Here is a 17,553-nt window from a genome sequence, read left to right on the forward strand (position 1 = left end):
GCGAAAATTACATCGAAAACGCAGGCTATGCCCCATCAAAACCTGACATGCTCTAGTGGCTTCGAGCGCGCTGAGAAGCTGACCAAAGAGCGCTGAAGGCTCCGCGTTCATTGCTTTCACAAGAGCAACAAACTCCACGACGTCAAGACGCCGTTCTCCGCCTTCAAGCTTGGCGATACAGGACCGCGGTTTTCCCAACCGATCCGGATTGCCCGGCAGATGCACGTCATCGCATCCCACCATTACGTGGCATCGCTGTTTCGATTGAACGAATGTCGCCCGCAGCGGGGCGTCATGCCGGCTGAAGCGGCCACACCAAAGGGATGATCGCCATGGCGGCCAGGAAGGTGGTTCCGTCCATGATCAGGCCGAGGCGGAGGAAATCCGTGAAGCGGTAGCCGCCCGCATTGTAGACCAGCGTGTTGGTCTGATAGCCGATCGGCGTGATGAAGCTGGCGGACGCGGCGACCATCACGGCGATCACGAAGGGGCGCGGATCGAGCCCAAGCGCCTGGGCCAGGCCGATGGCGACCGGCGTTATGATCACCGCCACCGCATTGTTGGTGACAAGCTCGGTCAGAACGGTGGTCAGAAGATAGACGCAGGCGAGCGCGACGATCGGCGCCAGGTCCATCAGAAAAGGCTCGACCGCGCCCACGATGATGGCCGCAAGCTCGGTCTTCTGCATCGCCGCGCCGATCGCCAGCATGCCGGCGATCAGGCCGAGAACCCGCCAGTCGACCGCCTGCACGGCCTCGTCGGCCTCCACGCAGCGCGTGACCAGGACCAGCACGGCCCCGATGACGGCGGCGCCGGCGATCGGCATCACGTTCAGCGCGGCGGCGAGGACGACGGTCAGCGCAATGCCGATCGCCAACGGGGCCTTGTCGCGGCGGAACCCGCGCTCGGATGGCTGGGAGACATTGACGAGGCCGTTTTCCTCGGCAAGGCGCGACAGATCCTCGGGCGCGCCCTCGATCAACAGCGTGTCGCCGACCGCCAGAGGCGTCGTCTCGAAACGGTCGGCCATGTTCATGCCGCCCCGATGCAGCGCGATCGGATAGATGCCGTAGCGCCGCCTGAGACGCAGGTGGCGCAGGGTACGGCCCAGTATGCGCGCGTCCGGGCCGATCAGGATCTCGACGAGCACCGAGGTGCGCGCGCCGGTCTGTTGCAGGCGACGGCCGGCGCCGCCGAGCTGGCCCTCCTCCTTCATCGACAGGATTTCGGCCACCGGCGAGCGCAGCACCACGATGTCGCCCGGCTCCAGGATCGCATTGTCGAGATCGCGGCGCAGCGACAGATCGCCGCGCAACACGTCGATGACGCGCCGTTCGGGCTGGTTGAAGGCCACCACCTCGCGGGCACGGACGCCCACATGGGGCGAGCCCTCCTCGATCACGGCCTGCACGATGAAGCGCCGGCCCCGCTGGCTGCCGCCGAGCCCGGCCATGTCCTGGCGCACCGGCAGGATGGCGCGCGCCAGAAACATCACGCAGATGCCGGCCGTGGCCGCGACCAGCCCCACCGGCGCGATCTCGAAGATGCCGAACGGTTCCAGCCCCTGATCGCGCGCGACCGTGTCGACCAGAAGGTTGGTCGAAGTGCCGATCAGCGTGCAGGTGCCGCCAAGGATCGCCGCATAGGAGAGCGGGATCAGAAGCTTCGAGGACGCCTGGCCGGTCTGCCGGGCCATCTGCGCCGCCACCGGTATCATCAGCATGACCACCGGCGTGTTGTTCATGAACGCGCTCATCGCGGCGGCCGCGCCCAGGAAGGCGAAGAAGGCAAGGGCAGGGCTCGTCCTGGCGCGTTCGGTGGCGAACCGGGCGAACCGGTCGACCGCGCCCGTGCGCACCAGGGCGGCGGAAACCACGAACATGGCCGCGATCGTGGCGATGGCGGGCGAGGAAAGGACGGCCAGCACGTCGGCCGTCTCGACAATGCCGGCGACCAGCAGGACCGAGACCCCGAGCCCTGCGATCACCTCCGGCGCGCGCCATTCGCGCGCAAAGGCGGCGAACATGGCGACGATCAGGGCGCCGGTCAGTGCGGGGCCGAGCATGTGGGGATCAAGGGCCATGGCGGCTACCGGCGTCCGCTCACCAGTGTGGCGGCTTGTCGACGGGGGCGGCGCCGCGCACCTGCTCTTCGAGCGCGGCAAAGCGGCGGGCCAGGGCATCGAGCTTGCGACGCAGATCGGCGATGACGTCACCCTGGGCGATCACCACCTCGTTGAGGTCGTCAAGCATCTGTGCCTGGTGAGCGGCCAGCACTTCCAGATCGTCCAGTCGTTCGCTGTCGGTCTTTGCCATCAAAGGTCCCATCGACGTGCCGCACGGTAGCATGGCGGCGAACCGTGAGCCAAGCATTGCCGCGCGGCGGTGCAGGTCACGCCAGCAGACGGCCAATTCGGGCTGGATTCAAGCAATGAAAATGCTAGGGTTCGGCGATTTTAAGGATGATCCTTCCGGCCCGGGAAACGGAAAGCGCATGGCGCCCTATGCAATCGAGCTGATCGGAATCGACAAGAGTTTCGGACCGGTTCACGCCAACCAAGACATCAACCTGGCCGTCGAAAAGGGCACGATCCACGGCATCATCGGCGAAAACGGCGCCGGCAAGTCGACCTTGATGTCGATCCTTTACGGTTTCTACCAGGCCGATGCGGGGACCATCAAGGTGGACGGCGAGACGGTGTCCGTCAACACGCCCAACGACGCCATCGCCAAGGGCATCGGCATGGTCCACCAGCACTTCATGCTGGTCGAGAACTTCACCGTGCTGGAAAACGTCATGCTGGGCGCCGAGGGCGCCCAGCTTCTGGGCGGGTCGATCGCCGGCGCGCGGGCCGAACTCAAGCGGCTCGAGGAGGAGTATGCGCTTGAGGTCGATGCGTCGGCGGTGATCGAGGACCTGCCGGTCGGCCTGCAACAGCGCGTCGAAATCCTCAAGGCGCTCTACCGCGGCGCCGAGATCCTGATCCTGGACGAGCCGACGGGCGTTCTGACACCGGCCGAGGCCGGCCATCTGTTCCGCATCCTCAAGCAGCTCAAGGAGCAGGGCAAGACGATCGTGCTGATCACGCACAAGCTGGGCGAGATCATGGCGGTGACCGACACGGTGTCTGTGATGCGCCAGGGGGCGATGGTGGCCACCCGCAGGACGGCCGAGACCTCGGTCGAGGAACTGGCCGAACTGATGGTCGGGCGGCGCGTCCTTCTGCGCGTGGAAAAGGGCGAGGCAAAGCCGGGCGCAGCCAAGCTGGCCGTCGAGAGGCTGACCGTCAGGGACGGTCGCGGCGTGACGATGGTCGACAATGTCTCGTTCGAGGTGCGCGCGGGCGAGATCGTGGGCATCGCGGGCGTTGCGGGCAACGGCCAGAGCCAGGTGATCGAGGCGATCGCCGGGATCAGGCGGGCCGAGACCGGCCGTGTTCTGCTGGATGGACAGCCGATCGGCGTGACCGGCCAGGCCGATCCGTTCATGCTGCGCAAGCGCGGCATGGCGCACGTGCCCGAGGACCGCCACCATATGGGCCTGGTGCTCCAGTTCGAGGAGAACGAGAACGCGATCCTGGGCTATCATGGCGATGCGGACTATGTGAACGGCCCGATGCTCGACATCGCCAGCATCCGCGCCGACGCGATGGCCAAGATCGAAAAGTACGACATCCGGCCGCCCGACCCGCGGCTGAAGACGGCCAGCTTCTCGGGCGGCAACCAGCAGAAGATCGTCCTGGCCCGCGAGATGGAGCGGGACCCGACCGTGTTGATCGTCGGCCAGCCCACGCGCGGCGTCGATGTCGGCGCGATCGAGTTCATCCACAAGCGGATCATCGAGATGCGCGACGCCGGCAAGGCGGTGCTGCTGGTCTCGGTGGAACTGGACGAGATCCGGTCGCTGGCCGACCGCATCCTCGTCATGTTCGCCGGCCGCATCGTCGGCGAGCGCGGCCCGGACGCGACCGAGGGCGAACTGGGCCTGCTGATGGCGGGCATAGAGGGCGAAACCACCAGGGAGGCCGCCGCGTAGATGGCCGTTCCTTACGCGAAGCTGCCGCCCTGGGTCGATTACGGCCTGATACCGCTGGTCAATGTCACCGTCGCCTTTCTGGTGGCCGGCCTCGTCGTGCTGCTGGTCGGCGAAAACCCCGTCCATGCCGCGCAGCTTCTCGTGCAGGGCGCGTTCGGGTCCGGCGACGGCATCGGCTACACGCTTTTCTATGCGACGAGCTTCATCTTCACCGGCCTTTGCATGGCGGTCGCCTTCCATTGCGGCCTGTTCAACATCGGCGGCGAAGGACAGGCCTATGTGGGGGGCCTGGGCGTCGCGATCACCTGCCTGGCCTTCGACGCGGTGTTTCCCTGGTGGATCAACCTGCCGCTGGCGACGATGCTGGCCGCGCTCGCCGGCGCGCTCTGGGCGCTGATCCCGGCCTGGCTTCAGGCCACGCGCGGCAGCCACATCGTGATCACCACGATCATGTTCAACTTCATCGCCGCCAGCGTGATGGTCTATCTGCTGGTCGGCCCGCTCAAGCCGGTCGGCTCGATGGCCCCGGAAACGCGAACCTTCGCCGAGGGCGCCCACCTGCCCAGGCTCGACTGGATGCTGGAGATGTTCGGGTTGACGATCCGCTCGGCGCCGCTCAACATCACCTTCCTCGTCGCCCTCGCCTCGGCCTTCGGCGTCTGGGTGCTGATCTGGCGCACGCGGCTCGGCTACGAGATCCGCACCATGGGCCATTCGCCCGGCGCCGCCAGATATGCCGGCATCAACCAGACCAGGGTGATCATCCTGACCATGATGGTCTCGGGCGCCCTGGCCGGGATGATGGCGCTGAACCCCGTCATGGGCGACCAGACGCGCCTGCAAATGAACTTCGTCGCCGGGGCGGGCTTTGTCGGCATCGCGGTGGCGCTGATGGGCCGGTCGCATCCGGCCGGCATCGTGCCGGCCGCGATCCTGTTCGGCATGCTCTATCAGGGCGGCGCGGAGCTCTCCTTCGAGATGCCGGCGATCTCGCGCGACATGATCGTCATCATCCAGGGGCTGGTGATCCTGTTCGCCGGGGCGCTCGAACACATGTTCCGGCCGACGGTCGCGCGGCTGTTCCACATGGCCGGGGGCCGCGCGCTCGGCTCCTCGCCGCAGCCGGGCCAATAGGGGCGGCCATGGGCGTCTTCGAAACCCTGATATCGATCCTCGATTCGACGGTGCGGCTGGCGATTCCGCTGATGTTCGCCGCGCTCGCGGGCCTTTATTCGGAACGTGCGGGCATTTTCGACATCGGGCTCGAAGGCAAGATGCTCGCCGCAGCGTTCGCCGGCGCGGCCGCGGCGGCGGTCTACGGCTCGGCCTGGATCGGCCTTTTCTTCGCCATCGTCATCTCGACCTTCCTTGCGCTGGTGCACGGCTTCGCCTCGATCACCCATCGCGGCAACCAGATCGTCTCGGGCGTGGCGATCAACTTCATCGCCGCCGGCACGACGGTCATCCTGGGCCAGGCCTGGTTCCGCCAGGGCGGCCGCACGCCGGCCTTGATGGAGCAAGGCAGCCGATTCACCGCGATCGACCTTCCGTTCGCCGGGGCCGTGCGCGACGTGCCGGTGCTGGGTCCGATCTATTCGGAACTGATCTCGGGCCATTCGATCCTGGTCTATCTGGCCTTCGCCGCCGTGCCGTTCACATGGTGGGTCCTGTTCCGCACGCGCTTTGGCCTGCGATTGCGCGCGGTCGGCGAGAACCCCGGCGCGGTCGACACCGCCGGCATCTCGGTGACATGGCTGCGCTATCGGGCGGTGATGTGCACCGGCATCCTGTGCGGGTTCGCCGGCGCCTATCTGGCGGTCGCCCAGAATGCCGGCTTCGTCAAAGACATGACCGCCGGCAAGGGCTTCATCGCGCTGGCCGCGCTGATCTTCGCCAAGTGGCGGCCCGTGCCCGTCATGTTCGCCTGCCTGCTGTTCGGTTTCCTCGATGCGGTGGCGATCCGCTTCGCCGGCATCGACATCGGCCTGTTCGAGGTGCCGCCGCAATTCATGCAGGCGCTGCCCTACATCCTCACCGTCGTCCTTTTGGCCGGCTTCATCGGCAAGGCGGTGCCGCCCAAGGCCGGCGGCCAGCCCTATGTGAAGGAGCGCTGACCATGGCCGATCTCGACGCGCTGCTCGCCGCCGCCAGCGAAGCGATGGGCAAATCGCGACCGACCTATTCGCGGTTTCCGGTCGGGGCGGCGATCCTGACCGAAGACGGGCGCATCTTCGCCGGCGGCAATATCGAGGTCGCCTCCTATCCCGAGGGCTGGTGCGCGGAAACCACCGCGCTGTCGCACTATGTGATGGGCGGCGGCGGGACCATCACCGACATATGCGTGATCGCCGAGAAGCTGCCGCTTTGCACGCCCTGCGGCGGCTGCCGCCAGCGGCTGGCCGAGTTCGCGACCGCCGGGGCCAGGGTGCATCTTTGCGCCGACGGCCGGATCGTTGAGAGCGTCACGATGGCCGCACTCCTGCCAAGGGGCTTCGACGGCGACGCGCTGACAGGATGATCGCCACCATCGACCATATCATCGAGCGGCTCGAAGGGCTGGCGCCGCGGACCGCCTTCGTGCTCGGCTCGGGCCTTGGCGGGCTCGTCGAGACGGTCGAGGGCGCCGTCCACATGCCGTATGGCGAACTGGCCGGCTTCCCTGCCTCGGGCGTTTCGGGCCATGCGGGCGAACTGGTCGCCGGCACGCTGGCCGGCAAGCCGGTCATGATGCTGTCCGGCCGGGCCCATTATTACGAAAAGGGCGATGCGGCGGCGATGCGGCCCGTGATCGAGATCCTGCGCGGGCTCGGCATCGGGAACCTCGTCCTGACCAATTCGGCCGGCTCGCTGCGCGCGGACCTGCCGCCCGGATCGGTCATGCTGATCACCGATCACATCAACTTCTCCGGGGCCAACCCGCTGATCGGCGAGGAAAGCGACCGGCGCTTCGTGGGGCTGACCGCCGCCTACGATGCCGGACTCTGCGACGGGTTGCGGGCGGCCGCAAGGGCCGAGGACATTCCGCTCGGCGAGGGTGTCTATATGTGGTTCTCGGGTCCCAGCTTCGAAACGCCCGCCGAAATCCGCATGGCGCGCACGTTCGGCGCGGACGCGGTCGGCATGTCGACCGTGCCCGAGGTGATCCTTGGGCGCTTCGTCGGGCTGAACTGTGCCGCCTGCTCGGTGATCACCAATTTCGCGGCGGGCATGACCGGGGCCGAACTGTCGCACCGGGAGACCAAGCAGATGGCGCCCGTCGGCGGGGCGCGCCTGCGGACGATCCTGACCCGGTTCGTCGCGGATTCGCACTGATGCTCCCGCAGGAGACCATCCGCGCCAAGCGCGACGGCGCGGCCCTGACGCGCGGCGAGATCGCCGCGTTCGTCCAAGGCGTCACGGACGGCTCGGTCACCGACGCGCAGATCGCCGCGCTCGCCATGGCGGTCTGTTTCAGGGGCATGGACCGCGACGAGACCGTCGCCCTGACGCTCGCCATGCGCGACAGCGGCGACGTGCTCGACTGGTCCGATCTCGACCGCCCGGTCGCCGACAAGCACTCCACCGGCGGGGTCGGCGACAATGTCTCGCTGATGCTGGCCCCCATTGCCGCCGCGTGCGGGCTCGCCGTGCCGATGATCTCCGGGCGCGGGCTCGGCCATACGGGCGGCACGCTCGACAAGATGGAATCGATCCCCGGCTACGACGTCGCGCCCGACAATGCGACGTTCCGTGGCGTCACGCGCGATGTCGGCTGCGCCATCATCGGCCAGACGGCCGATCTGGCGCCCGCCGACAAGCGCATCTACGGCGTGCGCGATGTCACGGCAACCGTCGAGAACCTGTCGCTGATCACCGCCTCGATCCTGTCCAAGAAGCTCGCCGCCGGGCTCGGCTCGCTGGTGCTCGATGTCAAGTTCGGCAACGGCGCCTTCATCGACGGGATGGACGCAACGCGCGCGCTGGCCGAGAGCCTCGTGCGGGTGGCCAACGGCGCGGGCACGAAGACGGCGGCGATCCTGACCGACATGAACGAGCCGCTCGCCCCGGCCGCCGGCAACGCGGTGGAGGTCGCCGACGCGGTGCGGTTCCTGACGGGCGGGTGGCGCGACCGGCGCCTTGAAGACGCCGTGCTGACGCTGGTTGCGGAAATGCTGGTTTTGGCCGGACGCGCCGATGCGCGCGAGGCGGCCATGACGACGGCCCTCGCCGCGCTCGATGACGGCCGGGCCGCGGAGCGCTTCGGCCGGATGGTGGCCGGCCTTGGCGGGCCCGCCGACTTCGTCGAGCGCTATCGGGAACATCTGCCCGTCGCCCCGTTGATCGATTATGTCGGCGCGCCCGGAGCGGGCTTCGTCGCCCGCTGGAACACGCGCGCGCTGGGGGTCGCCGTGGTGGAGATGGGCGGCGGGCGGCGGCGCCGCGAGGACCGCGTCGATCACGCGGTCGGCATGGATGAAATTGCCGGCACCGGGACGCGCCTGGAAAAGGGCGATCCGCTGGCCCGTCTCCATGCCCGCGACGAAGCGTCGCTGGCGCGCGCGCGGCAGGCGGTGCTCGATGCCGTCACGCTCGCCGGGGACGCGCCGGCCGAACGGCCGGTGATCGCCGAAACGGTGACCGGCTGAGGCGCGCCGCCGTCTCGGCCGGATGCACTCTACTTGGTGCCGTACATGCGGTCGCCGGCGTCGCCAAGGCCGGGCACGATGTAGCCATGATCGTCCAGATGGCTGTCGATCGCGGCGGTGATGATCGGCACGTCCTTATGCGCGCCGGTGAACTTTTCGATGCCCTCGGGCGCGGCGAGCAGGCACACGAAGCGCAGATTGGCCGCGCCGCGCGCCTTCAGCCTGTCGACGGCGGCGATGGCCGAATTGGCGGTGGCCAGCATGGGGTCGACCACGATGGTCGGCCGGTCCGACAGATCCTCGGGCGCCTTGAAATAATAGTCGACCGGTTCGAGCGTGTCGGGATCGCGGTAAAGGCCGATATGGGCCACACGCGCCGAGGGCACCAGGTCGAGCATGCCTTCGAGCAGGCCGTTGCCAGCGCGCAGCACCGAGGCGAAGACCAGCTTCTTGCCGGCCAGGATCGGCGCCTCCATGTCGGTCAACGGCGTCTCGATCGTCTCGGTGGTCATCGGCAGTTCGCGCGTCGCCTCGTAGCAAAGAAGATGGGATATCTCGCCCAGAAGGCGGCGGAAGCCGGCCGTCGACGTCTCGCGCTTGCGCATCTGGGTGAGCTTGTGCCGGACCAGCGGGTGATCGACGATCGTGACCTGTTGCATGGGAAACGCCTCTGGGAGTGGAGCCGCGCGACCCTAGCGCTTGCTTCAAGGCGACGGAAGACGATCGCCGCGCCGTGTCGCGCCCGATCCACCGTCAAATGGCCGGTTCGGCGCCGTCGAGCCTGGCCAGCAGCGCGGTTTTGGTGCCGGCATCGCAAAAGGCCGCCTCGATCGCCGTGCGCGTCACCGCCGTCAGCGCCGCGTCGTCAAGGCCGAAACGATCCCGCGCGATCGCGTATTCGTTGGCCAGCGAGGAATGGAAGTGCGACGGGTCGTCCGAATTGAGCGTCACCTTCACGCCCGCCGCGCGCAGCGCGTTGAAAGGGTGCGCCCCATGGTCCGCGAACACCTTGAGGGCGATGTTGGAGGCCGGACAGACCTCCAGCACGATGCCGTCTTCGGCCAGCCGGTTCACGAGCGCGGGGTCCTCGATGGCGCGCACGCCATGGCCGATCCGCTCGGGCCGCAGATGGTCGAGCGCGTCGCGTACGCTGGCGGCTCCGCACAGTTCGCCCGCATGCACGGTGATGCGCAGGCCGGCGGCGCGCGCCACCTCGAAGGCGCGCGCGAAATCCTTCGGATGGTGCATGCGCTCGTCGCCCGCCATGCCGAAGCCCGTGACCAGCGGGTGCGGGTTGTCGGCGATGAAGCGGGCGGCCCGTTCGACCGCCTCGGGACCGCCATGGCGCAGGCCCGTGGCGATCATCCGGCCTTCGATGCCGGTTTCGGCTTTCGCGCGCACGATCCCCTCGGCGAGCCCTTCGATATAGGCGCGCGGGGAAAGGCCGGTCTTTTCGGCATGATCGGTGGAGATGAAGAATTCGCAATAGATGCAGCCGGCGGCGGCGAGCGAGGTCAGATAGTCGTGCGCGAGCAGCCCATAGTCCTCGCGTGTGCGGAACAGCGCGGCCACCGTGTCGTAGACATGCAGGAATTCGGTGAAGCCGGTCCAGCGATAGGCGCCGCCCGAGACGATGGCCGACAGGTCGACCCCGTAGAGGGCGGCCTGGCGCCGGGCGAGCGCGGGGCCGGCCGCGCCCTCGATATGGCAATGCAGTTCCGCCTTGGGCACCATCTTCGAACGCCTTCCGTGCCCGCGACGAATGGGCCGCTTGCGCATGCGCCCCGATCCGGCCGATACGCGTGCCGCGTTTGCCTGCGGGCCGTTTTGCTTTACACCGGCAAACGTCTTGAACGCACGCAGCTTTTTCGGGCAGGATCGCCATGTCCACATCCAGAACCGGCGGCGGCGACGCCATGAAGCGCAGCTTCGGCTTTGCCGAGGTCGCAGAGGGCGACAAGCAGGCCCGCGTCGACGACGTGTTCCACGCCGTCGCCCGCCGCTATGACATCATGAACGACCTGATGTCGGGCGGCATGCACCGCGTGTGGAAGGATGCGATGGTGGCCGCGCTCGCGCCGCCAAGGCGCGCCCGCTGGCGCTTGCTCGATGTCGCCGGCGGCACGGGCGACATCGCCCTTCGCGCCGTGGAGGCCTCGCGCCGCAACGCCCGCGTGAGCGTGCTCGACATCAACGGCTCGATGCTCGATGTCGGCCGCGAGCGGGCGCGAAGGCACGGCCTTGCGGACAATCTCGATTTCGTCGAAGCCAATGCCGAGGGCCTGCCGTTCGAGGATGCGACGTTCGACGCCTATACGGTCGCTTTCGGCATCCGCAACGTGCCCGACATTCCAAGGGCGCTCGGCGAGGCCCATCGCGTGCTCAAGCCCGGCGGCCGGTTCCTGTGCCTTGAATTCTCCGAGGTCGACATGCCTGTGCTCGACACCCTCTACGAGGTCTTTTCCTTCCGCGCGATCCCGCGGATCGGCCGCATCGTCGCCGGCGATGCCGCGCCCTATCGCTACCTCGTCGAATCGATCGCCAGGTTCCCCCGGCAGGGCGATTTCGCCGCGATGGTCGAGGCGGCCGGGTTCGCGCGCGTCACCTGGCGCAACTATGCGGGCGGGATCGCCGCGCTCCATTCGGGCTGGAAAATCTGACCCGATGGCACGTGTGTTCGCAGCGCTGCGTCTGATGCGGGCGGTCTGGGTGCTTTCGCGCGAAGGCGTGATCGCCGCGCTGCCGCGCCAGGGCCTGTCCGGACCCGCCCTGACCGGCCACACGATCGCCACCCGCCTGGCGCGCAAGCGCGTCGCGCGCCTTGGCGGCGCCCAGCGCATGACCAAGGCCATCGCGCGGCTCGGCCCGTCCTACGCCAAGCTCGGCCAGTTCCTGGCCACGCGGCCGGACATTATCGGCCTTCGGATGGCCGTCGATCTGGCCAATCTGCAGGACAATATGGAGAGCTTTGCCAGCGCCGACGCCTATCGGCGCATCGAGGGGTCGCTCGGCCTGACGGTCGGCGAGCTGTTCGTGCGCATCGGCGAGCCTATCGCCGCCGCCTCGATCGCCCAGGTGCACCCGGCGGTCACGCGCGACGGCCATGGCGAACGCAAGGTCGCCGTCAAGGTGATCCGCCCCGGCGTGCGCGCGCGCTTCGACCGCGACCTTGAAGCCTTCTTCCTGTTCGCCCGCATGCAGGAGCGATACGTGCCCTCCTCGCGCCGCCTGCGCCCGGTGGCGATCGCCGAAACGCTCGCCCAGTCGACGCGCATCGAGATGGATCTGAGGCTCGAAGGCGCCGCCCTGTCGGAACTGGCCGAGAACACGCGCGACGATCCCGGCTTCCGCGTCCCCAAGGTCGACTGGCAGCGCACCGGCCGCGACGTGCTGACCATGGAGTGGATCGACGGCATCAAGATGAGCGATGTCGCCGCGCTGAGGACGGCCGGGCACGACCTTTCGCGACTGGCCGTCAACGTCATCCAGTCCTTCCTTCGCCATGCCATGCGCGACGGCTTCTTCCATGCCGACATGCATCCGGGGAACCTGTTCGTGGTGCCGAACGGTGATATCGTCGCCGTCGACCTGGGTATTGCGGGCCGGATCGGCATCAAGGAGCGGCGCTTTCTGGCCGAGATCCTGTACGGCTTCATCCGTCGGGACTATCGCCGTGTCGCCGAGGTGCATTTCGAGGCCGGCTACGTGCCGCGGTCCCACGATGTCGAAGCCTTCGCCCAGGCGCTGCGGGCCGTCGGCGAGCCGATCCGCGACCAGTCGGCCGACACGATCTCGATGGGCAACCTTCTGACGCTCCTGTTCGACGTCACCGACATGTTCGACATGCAGACGCGGCCCGAACTGATCCTTTTGCAGAAGACCATGGTCGTCGCCGAGGGCAATGCCCGCATGCTCGACCCGCAGTTCGACATGTGGGCGGCGGCCGAGCCGATCGTCGGCGAATGGGTGCGGCACAATCTCGGCCCGGCCGCCATCGCAAAGGACACGCGGGAGGGCATCCACGCCGCGTTGCGCCTCGCGCGGCAGGTGCCGCAACTGGCCGAACGCACCGAACGGCTGAGCCAGGAGATGGCCGATATGGTCGAACATGGGATGAAACTGTCGCCACGGACCGTCGACGCCATCGGCAGGGCCGAGGCCCGCCAAAGCCGATGGGGCCGCGTGGCGCTGTGGGTCATCGCCGTCGCCGCGATCTGGGTGGCCTGGGCGGTGGGATGAGGGACAACCGCCCTGTTTGACCGCATTGCCGGCAATGCGCACATTGCAGTCATCACGGAGATGATCGTGGCGACATTGACGATCCGCAATCTCGATGAAGAGGTCAAGCGCGACATCGGGCGCGCCGCCGCCGAGCGTGGCGTATCCATGGAGCAGGAAGCGCGCGACAGGCTGGCGAGGCCGAGACGAAGCCGTCGCGCCGGAAGCGGTGAGGTGAGCGCCGAAGAGATTCTGAGACGCTATGCACGAAAACCCGACGAACCGTTCGACCTGAAAAGGCTGACCGACGAGATCTGGGACGAAGGTTTGCGTCGTATCGACGGCGACCGTGCTGGAAGCCTTTGGCGTTGTCATCAGACGCCGCATTCCGGATGGATCTGAACGAATGGCGGGCCTGGGTCGGGGACCTTGGCATCGAAACGGCGCCATTGGACGCGCATCAACTGTAAGCGGCCATCAAGGCCTATCGGCTCTACGGTCGCGGCACGGGACATGGGGCGGGCCGCGATCTTGGCGAGTGCTTCGCCCATGCGCTCACAAGGACACGGGACCTGCCGCTGCTTTTCAAGGGCGACGATTTCGTCCATACCGACATCACCCCGGCCATCGCCATGCGGTGAGACGCGATCGTGAAGCAGACACTGACCGGAAAACGGATCCTCCTGATCGTCGGCGGCGGCATCGCGGCCTATAAGTGCCTCGACCTCATCCGGCGGCTGCGCGAGCGCGGCGCCTGCGTCCGCTGCGTGATGACGGCGGCGGCCGAAGAGTTCATCACGCCGCTGTCGGTCGGCGCGCTGACCGCCGACACGGTGTTCACCGACCTGTTCGACCGGCAGGCCGAGCACGATGTGGGCCATATCAGGCTGGCCCGCGAGACCGACCTGATCGTCGTCGCGCCGGCCACCGCCGACCTGATGGCGAAGATGGCCAATGGCCTTGCCAACGACCTTGCCTCGACGGTGCTGCTGGCCGCCACCGGCCCGATCCTCGTCGCGCCGGCGATGAACCCGGCCATGTGGGACCATCCGGCCACGCGCCGGAACCGGCAGGTGCTGAGCGGCGACGGCATCGGCTTCGTCGGCCCCGATGAGGGCGAGATGGCCGAGAGCGGCGAGACCGGCACGGGCCGCATGGCCGAACCGCTCAAGATCGCCGCGGCCGTCGAACGGCTGCTCGACGGCCGGCACGGGCCGCTCGCCAGAAGGACGGTGATCGTCACCTCCGGGCCGACGCACGAGCCGATCGACCCGGTACGCTACATCGCCAACCGCTCCTCGGGCAAGCAGGGCCATGCGATCGCCGCCGCGCTCGCCGGCCTCGGCGCCACGGTCCGGCTCGTGTCCGGCCCGGTCTCGATCCCCGATCCGGCGGGCGTCGACGTCATCGCGGTCGAAAGCGCGCTTGAGATGCGCGATGCCGTGCATCGGTCGCTGCCCGCCGACGCGGCGGTCTTCGCCGCCGCCGTCGCCGACTACCGGCCCGCCAGCCAGGCGGACGACAAGATCAAGAAACGCGATGGCGGCATCGGAACGATCGCGCTGGCCGAGAACCCGGACATTCTGGCATGGGTCGGCCGGCACGAGACGAGCCGGCCCCGCCTCGTCATCGGCTTCGCCGCCGAGACGCGCGATCTGATCGCGAACGCCCGAACCAAGCTGGCCGGCAAGGGCGCGGACTATATCGTGGCCAACGACGTCTCCCACAACAGCGGCATCGGCGGCGCGGGCGGGGTGATGGGCGGCGACCGCAACCGCATCACGCTGGTCTCCGGCGACGGCGCCGAACCCTGGCCGGAGATGGACAAGGCGCAGGTCGCCGCGCGGATCGCCGATCTGGTCGCCCGGCACCTCGAAACGCCGGCCGCCTGAAGCGGGCATTGAACGGACCGTTCACGCCGGCCGGCCTCGCCCCGCCATAATGGCCGCCCTATCTGGAGGACAAAAGGAGCACGAAACCCATGTCCATCCGGCCCGTCAAGCACATCTCCGGCGCCAAACCCACGATGGAGGGCGCCGGCGTCCACCTGCATCGCGTGTTCGGCTTCGGCGATCCGTCCATGACCGATCCGTTCCTGATGATGGACGATTTCCGCAACGATTCGCCGGACAGGTACGCGGCCGGCTTTCCCTGGCATCCGCACCGGGGCATCGAGACGATCACCTATGTGCTCGCCGGCTCTGTCGAGCATGCCGACAGCCTTGGCAATGCCGGCACGCTCGGCCCCGGCTCGGTGCAGTGGATGACCGCCGGCTCGGGCATCTTGCACCAGGAAATGCCAAAGGGCGATGCGAAGGGCCGCATGCACGGCTTCCAGCTCTGGGCCAACCTGCCGGCAAGCGACAAGATGACCGCGCCGCGCTATCAGGACATTTCGGGCGCCGACATTCCCGAACTGGTCGACGATGACGGCACGCGCGTGCGCCTGATCACCGGCGCGTTCCGGGGCAAGAAAGGGCCTGTCGACGGCATCGCCGCCGATCCGCAATATCTCGACGTCACCGTGCCGCCGCTGACCCGAAAGGCGCTGCCCGTCGACACCTACCGGTCGGCCTTCGCCTACATCTTCGAAGGGTCGGGCACGTTCCGCGACGCCTCGAAACCGTTCGGCGTTCTGGTGGAAAAGGAGGTGGCCGGCGAGGAGGTGCATCTGCGCGACATGTCCGGCGATCGAACCCTGGTGGTGTTCGATACGGGCGACGAGGTGGTCGTGCAGGCGGGCGAGCGCGGCATCCGGTTCCTGCTGGTCGCCGGCAAGCCGATCAAGGAGCCGGTCGCCTGGCACGGCCCGATCGTCATGAACACGCGCGAAGAGCTGGCCCAAGCCTTCGCCGACCTGCGCACGGGCGATTTCATCCGCGAGAAGGCGCGAGTGTGAGACGGCGGCGCGAGGGGATGGCAGGCGCCAACAACACAAAAGCCGGCGAAGCGATCCCGCCGGCATTGTGACACATGAACTCAGCGGATCAGCCCGCGGGCACCCTGGTCTTGCGCAGATAGGGCAGGATCGTCTCGAACGTGCCGAACTTCGCCTTCGCCTCGTCGTCGCTGACCGTCGCCGGAATGATGACATCCTCGCCGACCGTCCAGTCGGCGGGTGTCGCCACATTGTGCCTGGCGGCCGTCTGCAAACCGTCGAGCGCGCGCAGCACCTCGGCGAAGTTGCGGCCGACATTCATCGGATAGGTCATGGACAGTTTGAGCTGCTTGTCCGGCCCGATGATGAAGACCGAGCGCACGGTGGCGCTGTCGGCCGGCGTGCGGCCATCGGGCAGATAGGCTTCGGCCGGCAGCATGTCGAACGCTTTCGAGACTTCGAGCCCGTCATCGGCGATGATCGGGAACGCCGGCTCCGCGCCGCCGGCCTTTTCGATGTCGTCCTTCCATCTGACATGGTCCTCGGCGCTGTCGACGGAGACGCCGATCACCTTCGTGCCGCGCCTTTCCCATTCATCGGCAAGTCTTGCGACGGCGCCGAACTCGGTCGTGCACACGGGCGTGAAGTCCTTGGGGTGGGAGAACAATATGGCCCAGTCCCCGCCGATCCATTCGTGCAGGGAAAGGCGTCCCTGGTCGGTCGTCACGGTCAGGTCGGGGATGGTGTCGTTGATGCGCAGTCCCATGGTCTCGGTCCTCGTCGGTTCGGGAAGGAAGGGCCTTTCGATAGGCCCGTCGCGGGCGCCGGAAAAGAGGGCGCGGCGATGCGCCGCCCCGTTCGGCAACACGATAGCCACCCATCATGGCCGGGCAAGGGCGCCGATATGCGAGCCGGGCGGGGCTCGGGAAAAACGTTGCGCCCGCCGCGCCTTTCAGGCGGCTTTTTTCGCTGTCACCTGATAGTCCTTGACCGCCTCGAAGGCGATCGCCGGGGCGCGCTCGGCCTCATAGTTCAGCGAGAACGCGTTTTCGGCCAGGAACACCGGATCGCCGTCGAGATCGCGGGCGATGGCCGCGCGCTGTTTGGTAATGAAGGCATCCAGGTCCGCCGGCGTATCAGCCGAGATCCAGCGGCAGACCGAAAAGCGCGCGCTCTCGAAATCGACCGGCAAGGCATATTCGGCATCGAGCCGCGCCTTGAGCACGTCGAGTTGCAGCGCGCCGACCACGCCGACGATCGCGGGCGAGCCATCCTCGGGCACGAAGAGCTGCACGACACCCTCCTCGGCCATCTGCGCGAGCGCCTCGGCCAGCTTCTTGCCCTTCATGGCGTCCATCAGCCGCACACGGCGCAGGATTTCGGGCGCGAAATTGGGCACGCCGCGAAACAGCAGCGCCTCGCCGTCCGTCAGCGTGTCGCCGATGCGCAGCGTGCCGTGATTGGGAATGCCGACCACATCGCCGGCAAAGGCGCTGTCGGCGGTCTGGCGCTGATGGGCGAAGAAGAATTGCGGCGCCGACAGGGTCACCGCCTTGCCGGTGCGCACGAGCCTGGCCTTCATGCCGCGCGAAAGCGTGCCAGAGCAGACCCGCGCGAAAGCGATGCGATCGCGATGGTTGGGGTCCATATTGGCCTGGATCTTGAAAACGAAGGCGGTCATGCCCTTTTCGGTCGCCTCGACCTTGCGCAGATCGGCGTCCTGCGCGCGCGGGCGCGGGGCAAACTCGGCGAGCGCGTCGATCAGGTCGCGCACGCCGAAATTGCGCAGCGCCGAGC

Annotated in this window: 18 protein-coding genes and 1 pseudogene; 11 read left to right on the top strand and 8 right to left on the bottom strand. The window is 67.7% G+C overall.

The window, feature by feature from the left end:
* The 3 genes and pseudogenes from AC5E6L_RS06850 to AC5E6L_RS06860 all read right to left on the bottom strand — a co-directional run.
* Nucleotides 1-225: pseudogene (locus AC5E6L_RS06850) on the bottom strand (hypothetical protein); the annotation flags it as partial.
* 67 nt (nucleotides 226-292) lie between these two features.
* The gene (locus AC5E6L_RS06855) at nucleotides 293-2,083 is read right to left on the bottom strand and encodes a sodium:proton antiporter (RefSeq protein ID WP_491230499.1); all 1,791 of its coding nucleotides are present in this window, start codon (nucleotides 2,081-2,083) and stop codon (nucleotides 293-295) included.
* 19 nt (nucleotides 2,084-2,102) lie between these two features.
* Complete coding sequence (locus tag AC5E6L_RS06860; RefSeq protein ID WP_491230498.1) at nucleotides 2,103-2,315, bottom strand: SlyX family protein; 213 nt, start codon at nucleotides 2,313-2,315, stop codon at nucleotides 2,103-2,105.
* Between the two features lie 178 nt (nucleotides 2,316-2,493).
* On the opposite strand from AC5E6L_RS06860, the gene AC5E6L_RS06865 reads away from it, so the two are divergent.
* Genes AC5E6L_RS06865 through deoA form a run of 6 tightly spaced genes read left to right on the top strand, consistent with a single transcriptional unit; the run spans nucleotide 2,494 to nucleotide 8,660 of the window.
* Entirely contained in the window at nucleotides 2,494-4,035 is a 1,542-nt protein-coding gene (locus AC5E6L_RS06865) for an ABC transporter ATP-binding protein (protein ID WP_491772173.1), read from the top strand.
* Nucleotides 4,036-5,169, top strand: coding sequence for an ABC transporter permease (locus tag AC5E6L_RS06870; RefSeq protein WP_491772175.1), 1,134 nt, complete (start codon nucleotides 4,036-4,038; stop codon nucleotides 5,167-5,169).
* 8 nt (nucleotides 5,170-5,177) lie between these two features.
* Entirely contained in the window at nucleotides 5,178-6,149 is a 972-nt protein-coding gene (locus AC5E6L_RS06875) for an ABC transporter permease (protein ID WP_491230055.1), read from the top strand.
* Between the two features lie 2 nt (nucleotides 6,150-6,151).
* A complete protein-coding gene (gene cdd, locus AC5E6L_RS06880) occupies nucleotides 6,152-6,553 on the top strand; it encodes a cytidine deaminase (RefSeq protein WP_491230056.1) in 402 nt (133 codons plus the stop codon).
* On the top strand, nucleotides 6,550-7,347 hold the full coding sequence (locus AC5E6L_RS06885; protein ID WP_491230057.1) for a purine-nucleoside phosphorylase: 798 nt from the start codon (nucleotides 6,550-6,552) through the stop codon (nucleotides 7,345-7,347). The genes cdd and AC5E6L_RS06885 overlap by 4 nt, the downstream gene beginning before the upstream one ends.
* Entirely contained in the window at nucleotides 7,347-8,660 is a 1,314-nt protein-coding gene (deoA, locus tag AC5E6L_RS06890; protein ID WP_491230058.1) for a thymidine phosphorylase, read from the top strand. The genes AC5E6L_RS06885 and deoA overlap by 1 nt, the downstream gene beginning before the upstream one ends.
* A gap of 29 nt (nucleotides 8,661-8,689) precedes the next feature.
* On the opposite strand, the gene upp is transcribed toward deoA, so the two are convergent.
* A complete protein-coding gene (gene upp, locus AC5E6L_RS06895) occupies nucleotides 8,690-9,319 on the bottom strand; it encodes a uracil phosphoribosyltransferase (protein WP_491230059.1) in 630 nt (209 codons plus the stop codon).
* Between the two features lie 94 nt (nucleotides 9,320-9,413).
* Nucleotides 9,414-10,394, bottom strand: coding sequence for an adenosine deaminase (locus AC5E6L_RS06900; protein WP_491772179.1), 981 nt, complete (start codon nucleotides 10,392-10,394; stop codon nucleotides 9,414-9,416).
* Nucleotides 10,395-10,543: 149 nt separating this feature from the next.
* Between AC5E6L_RS06900 and ubiE the strand changes: the two genes are divergently transcribed.
* From ubiE to AC5E6L_RS06915, 3 genes are all read left to right on the top strand, one after another.
* A complete protein-coding gene (ubiE, locus tag AC5E6L_RS06905; RefSeq protein ID WP_491772181.1) occupies nucleotides 10,544-11,320 on the top strand; it encodes a bifunctional demethylmenaquinone methyltransferase/2-methoxy-6-polyprenyl-1,4-benzoquinol methylase UbiE in 777 nt (258 codons plus the stop codon).
* A gap of 4 nt (nucleotides 11,321-11,324) precedes the next feature.
* The gene (gene ubiB / locus AC5E6L_RS06910; protein WP_491772183.1) at nucleotides 11,325-12,899 is read left to right on the top strand and encodes a 2-polyprenylphenol 6-hydroxylase; all 1,575 of its coding nucleotides are present in this window, start codon (nucleotides 11,325-11,327) and stop codon (nucleotides 12,897-12,899) included.
* 66 nt (nucleotides 12,900-12,965) lie between these two features.
* Nucleotides 12,966-13,280, top strand: coding sequence for a FitA-like ribbon-helix-helix domain-containing protein (locus tag AC5E6L_RS06915; protein ID WP_491230614.1), 315 nt, complete (start codon nucleotides 12,966-12,968; stop codon nucleotides 13,278-13,280).
* Here the strand turns inward: AC5E6L_RS06915 and AC5E6L_RS06920 are convergent.
* On the bottom strand, nucleotides 13,253-13,486 hold the full coding sequence (locus tag AC5E6L_RS06920; RefSeq protein WP_491772185.1) for a hypothetical protein: 234 nt from the start codon (nucleotides 13,484-13,486) through the stop codon (nucleotides 13,253-13,255). The genes AC5E6L_RS06915 and AC5E6L_RS06920 overlap by 28 nt on opposite strands.
* Nucleotides 13,487-13,528: 42 nt before the next feature.
* Here AC5E6L_RS06920 and coaBC point away from each other — a divergent pair, with 42 nt between their 5' ends.
* The gene (gene coaBC, locus AC5E6L_RS06925) at nucleotides 13,529-14,770 is read left to right on the top strand and encodes a bifunctional phosphopantothenoylcysteine decarboxylase/phosphopantothenate--cysteine ligase CoaBC (protein WP_491772187.1); all 1,242 of its coding nucleotides are present in this window, start codon (nucleotides 13,529-13,531) and stop codon (nucleotides 14,768-14,770) included.
* An 89-nt stretch (nucleotides 14,771-14,859) separates the two neighbouring features.
* Nucleotides 14,860-15,777 (top strand): pirin family protein, encoded by a 918-nt coding sequence (locus AC5E6L_RS06930; protein WP_491772189.1) that lies wholly within the window; start codon nucleotides 14,860-14,862, stop codon nucleotides 15,775-15,777.
* Nucleotides 15,778-15,865: 88 nt separating this feature from the next.
* Here the strand turns inward: AC5E6L_RS06930 and AC5E6L_RS06935 are convergent, their stop codons facing one another.
* Nucleotides 15,866-16,522 (bottom strand): peroxiredoxin, encoded by a 657-nt coding sequence (locus AC5E6L_RS06935; RefSeq protein WP_491772191.1) that lies wholly within the window; start codon nucleotides 16,520-16,522, stop codon nucleotides 15,866-15,868.
* A gap of 186 nt (nucleotides 16,523-16,708) precedes the next feature.
* Nucleotides 16,709-17,553, bottom strand: an 845-nt coding sequence (locus AC5E6L_RS06940; protein WP_491772193.1) for an EF-Tu/IF-2/RF-3 family GTPase, incomplete at its 5' end; no start/stop codon positions are given.

The organism is Roseitalea sp. (assembly GCF_984466335.1).

Excerpts from the sequence above, each read along its gene's own strand:
- AC5E6L_RS06855 (WP_491230499.1), bottom strand. The coding sequence starts at position 2,083 with ATGGCCCTTGATCCCCACATGCTCGGCCCCGCACTGACCGGCGCCCTG.
- AC5E6L_RS06860 (WP_491230498.1), bottom strand. The coding sequence starts at position 2,315 with ATGGCAAAGACCGACAGCGAACGACTGGACGATCTGGAAGTGCTGGCC.
- AC5E6L_RS06865 (WP_491772173.1), top strand. The coding sequence starts at position 2,494 with ATGGCGCCCTATGCAATCGAGCTGATCGGAATCGACAAGAGTTTCGGA.
- AC5E6L_RS06870 (WP_491772175.1), top strand. The coding sequence starts at position 4,036 with ATGGCCGTTCCTTACGCGAAGCTGCCGCCCTGGGTCGATTACGGCCTG.
- AC5E6L_RS06875 (WP_491230055.1), top strand. The coding sequence starts at position 5,178 with ATGGGCGTCTTCGAAACCCTGATATCGATCCTCGATTCGACGGTGCGG.
- cdd (WP_491230056.1), top strand. The coding sequence starts at position 6,152 with ATGGCCGATCTCGACGCGCTGCTCGCCGCCGCCAGCGAAGCGATGGGC.
- AC5E6L_RS06885 (WP_491230057.1), top strand. The coding sequence starts at position 6,550 with ATGATCGCCACCATCGACCATATCATCGAGCGGCTCGAAGGGCTGGCG.
- deoA (WP_491230058.1), top strand. The coding sequence starts at position 7,347 with ATGCTCCCGCAGGAGACCATCCGCGCCAAGCGCGACGGCGCGGCCCTG.
- upp (WP_491230059.1), bottom strand. The coding sequence starts at position 9,319 with ATGCAACAGGTCACGATCGTCGATCACCCGCTGGTCCGGCACAAGCTC.
- AC5E6L_RS06900 (WP_491772179.1), bottom strand. The coding sequence starts at position 10,394 with ATGGTGCCCAAGGCGGAACTGCATTGCCATATCGAGGGCGCGGCCGGC.
- ubiE (WP_491772181.1), top strand. The coding sequence starts at position 10,544 with ATGTCCACATCCAGAACCGGCGGCGGCGACGCCATGAAGCGCAGCTTC.
- ubiB (WP_491772183.1), top strand. The coding sequence starts at position 11,325 with ATGGCACGTGTGTTCGCAGCGCTGCGTCTGATGCGGGCGGTCTGGGTG.
- AC5E6L_RS06920 (WP_491772185.1), bottom strand. The coding sequence starts at position 13,486 with ATGGACGAAATCGTCGCCCTTGAAAAGCAGCGGCAGGTCCCGTGTCCT.
- AC5E6L_RS06930 (WP_491772189.1), top strand. The coding sequence starts at position 14,860 with ATGTCCATCCGGCCCGTCAAGCACATCTCCGGCGCCAAACCCACGATG.
- AC5E6L_RS06935 (WP_491772191.1), bottom strand. The coding sequence starts at position 16,522 with ATGGGACTGCGCATCAACGACACCATCCCCGACCTGACCGTGACGACC.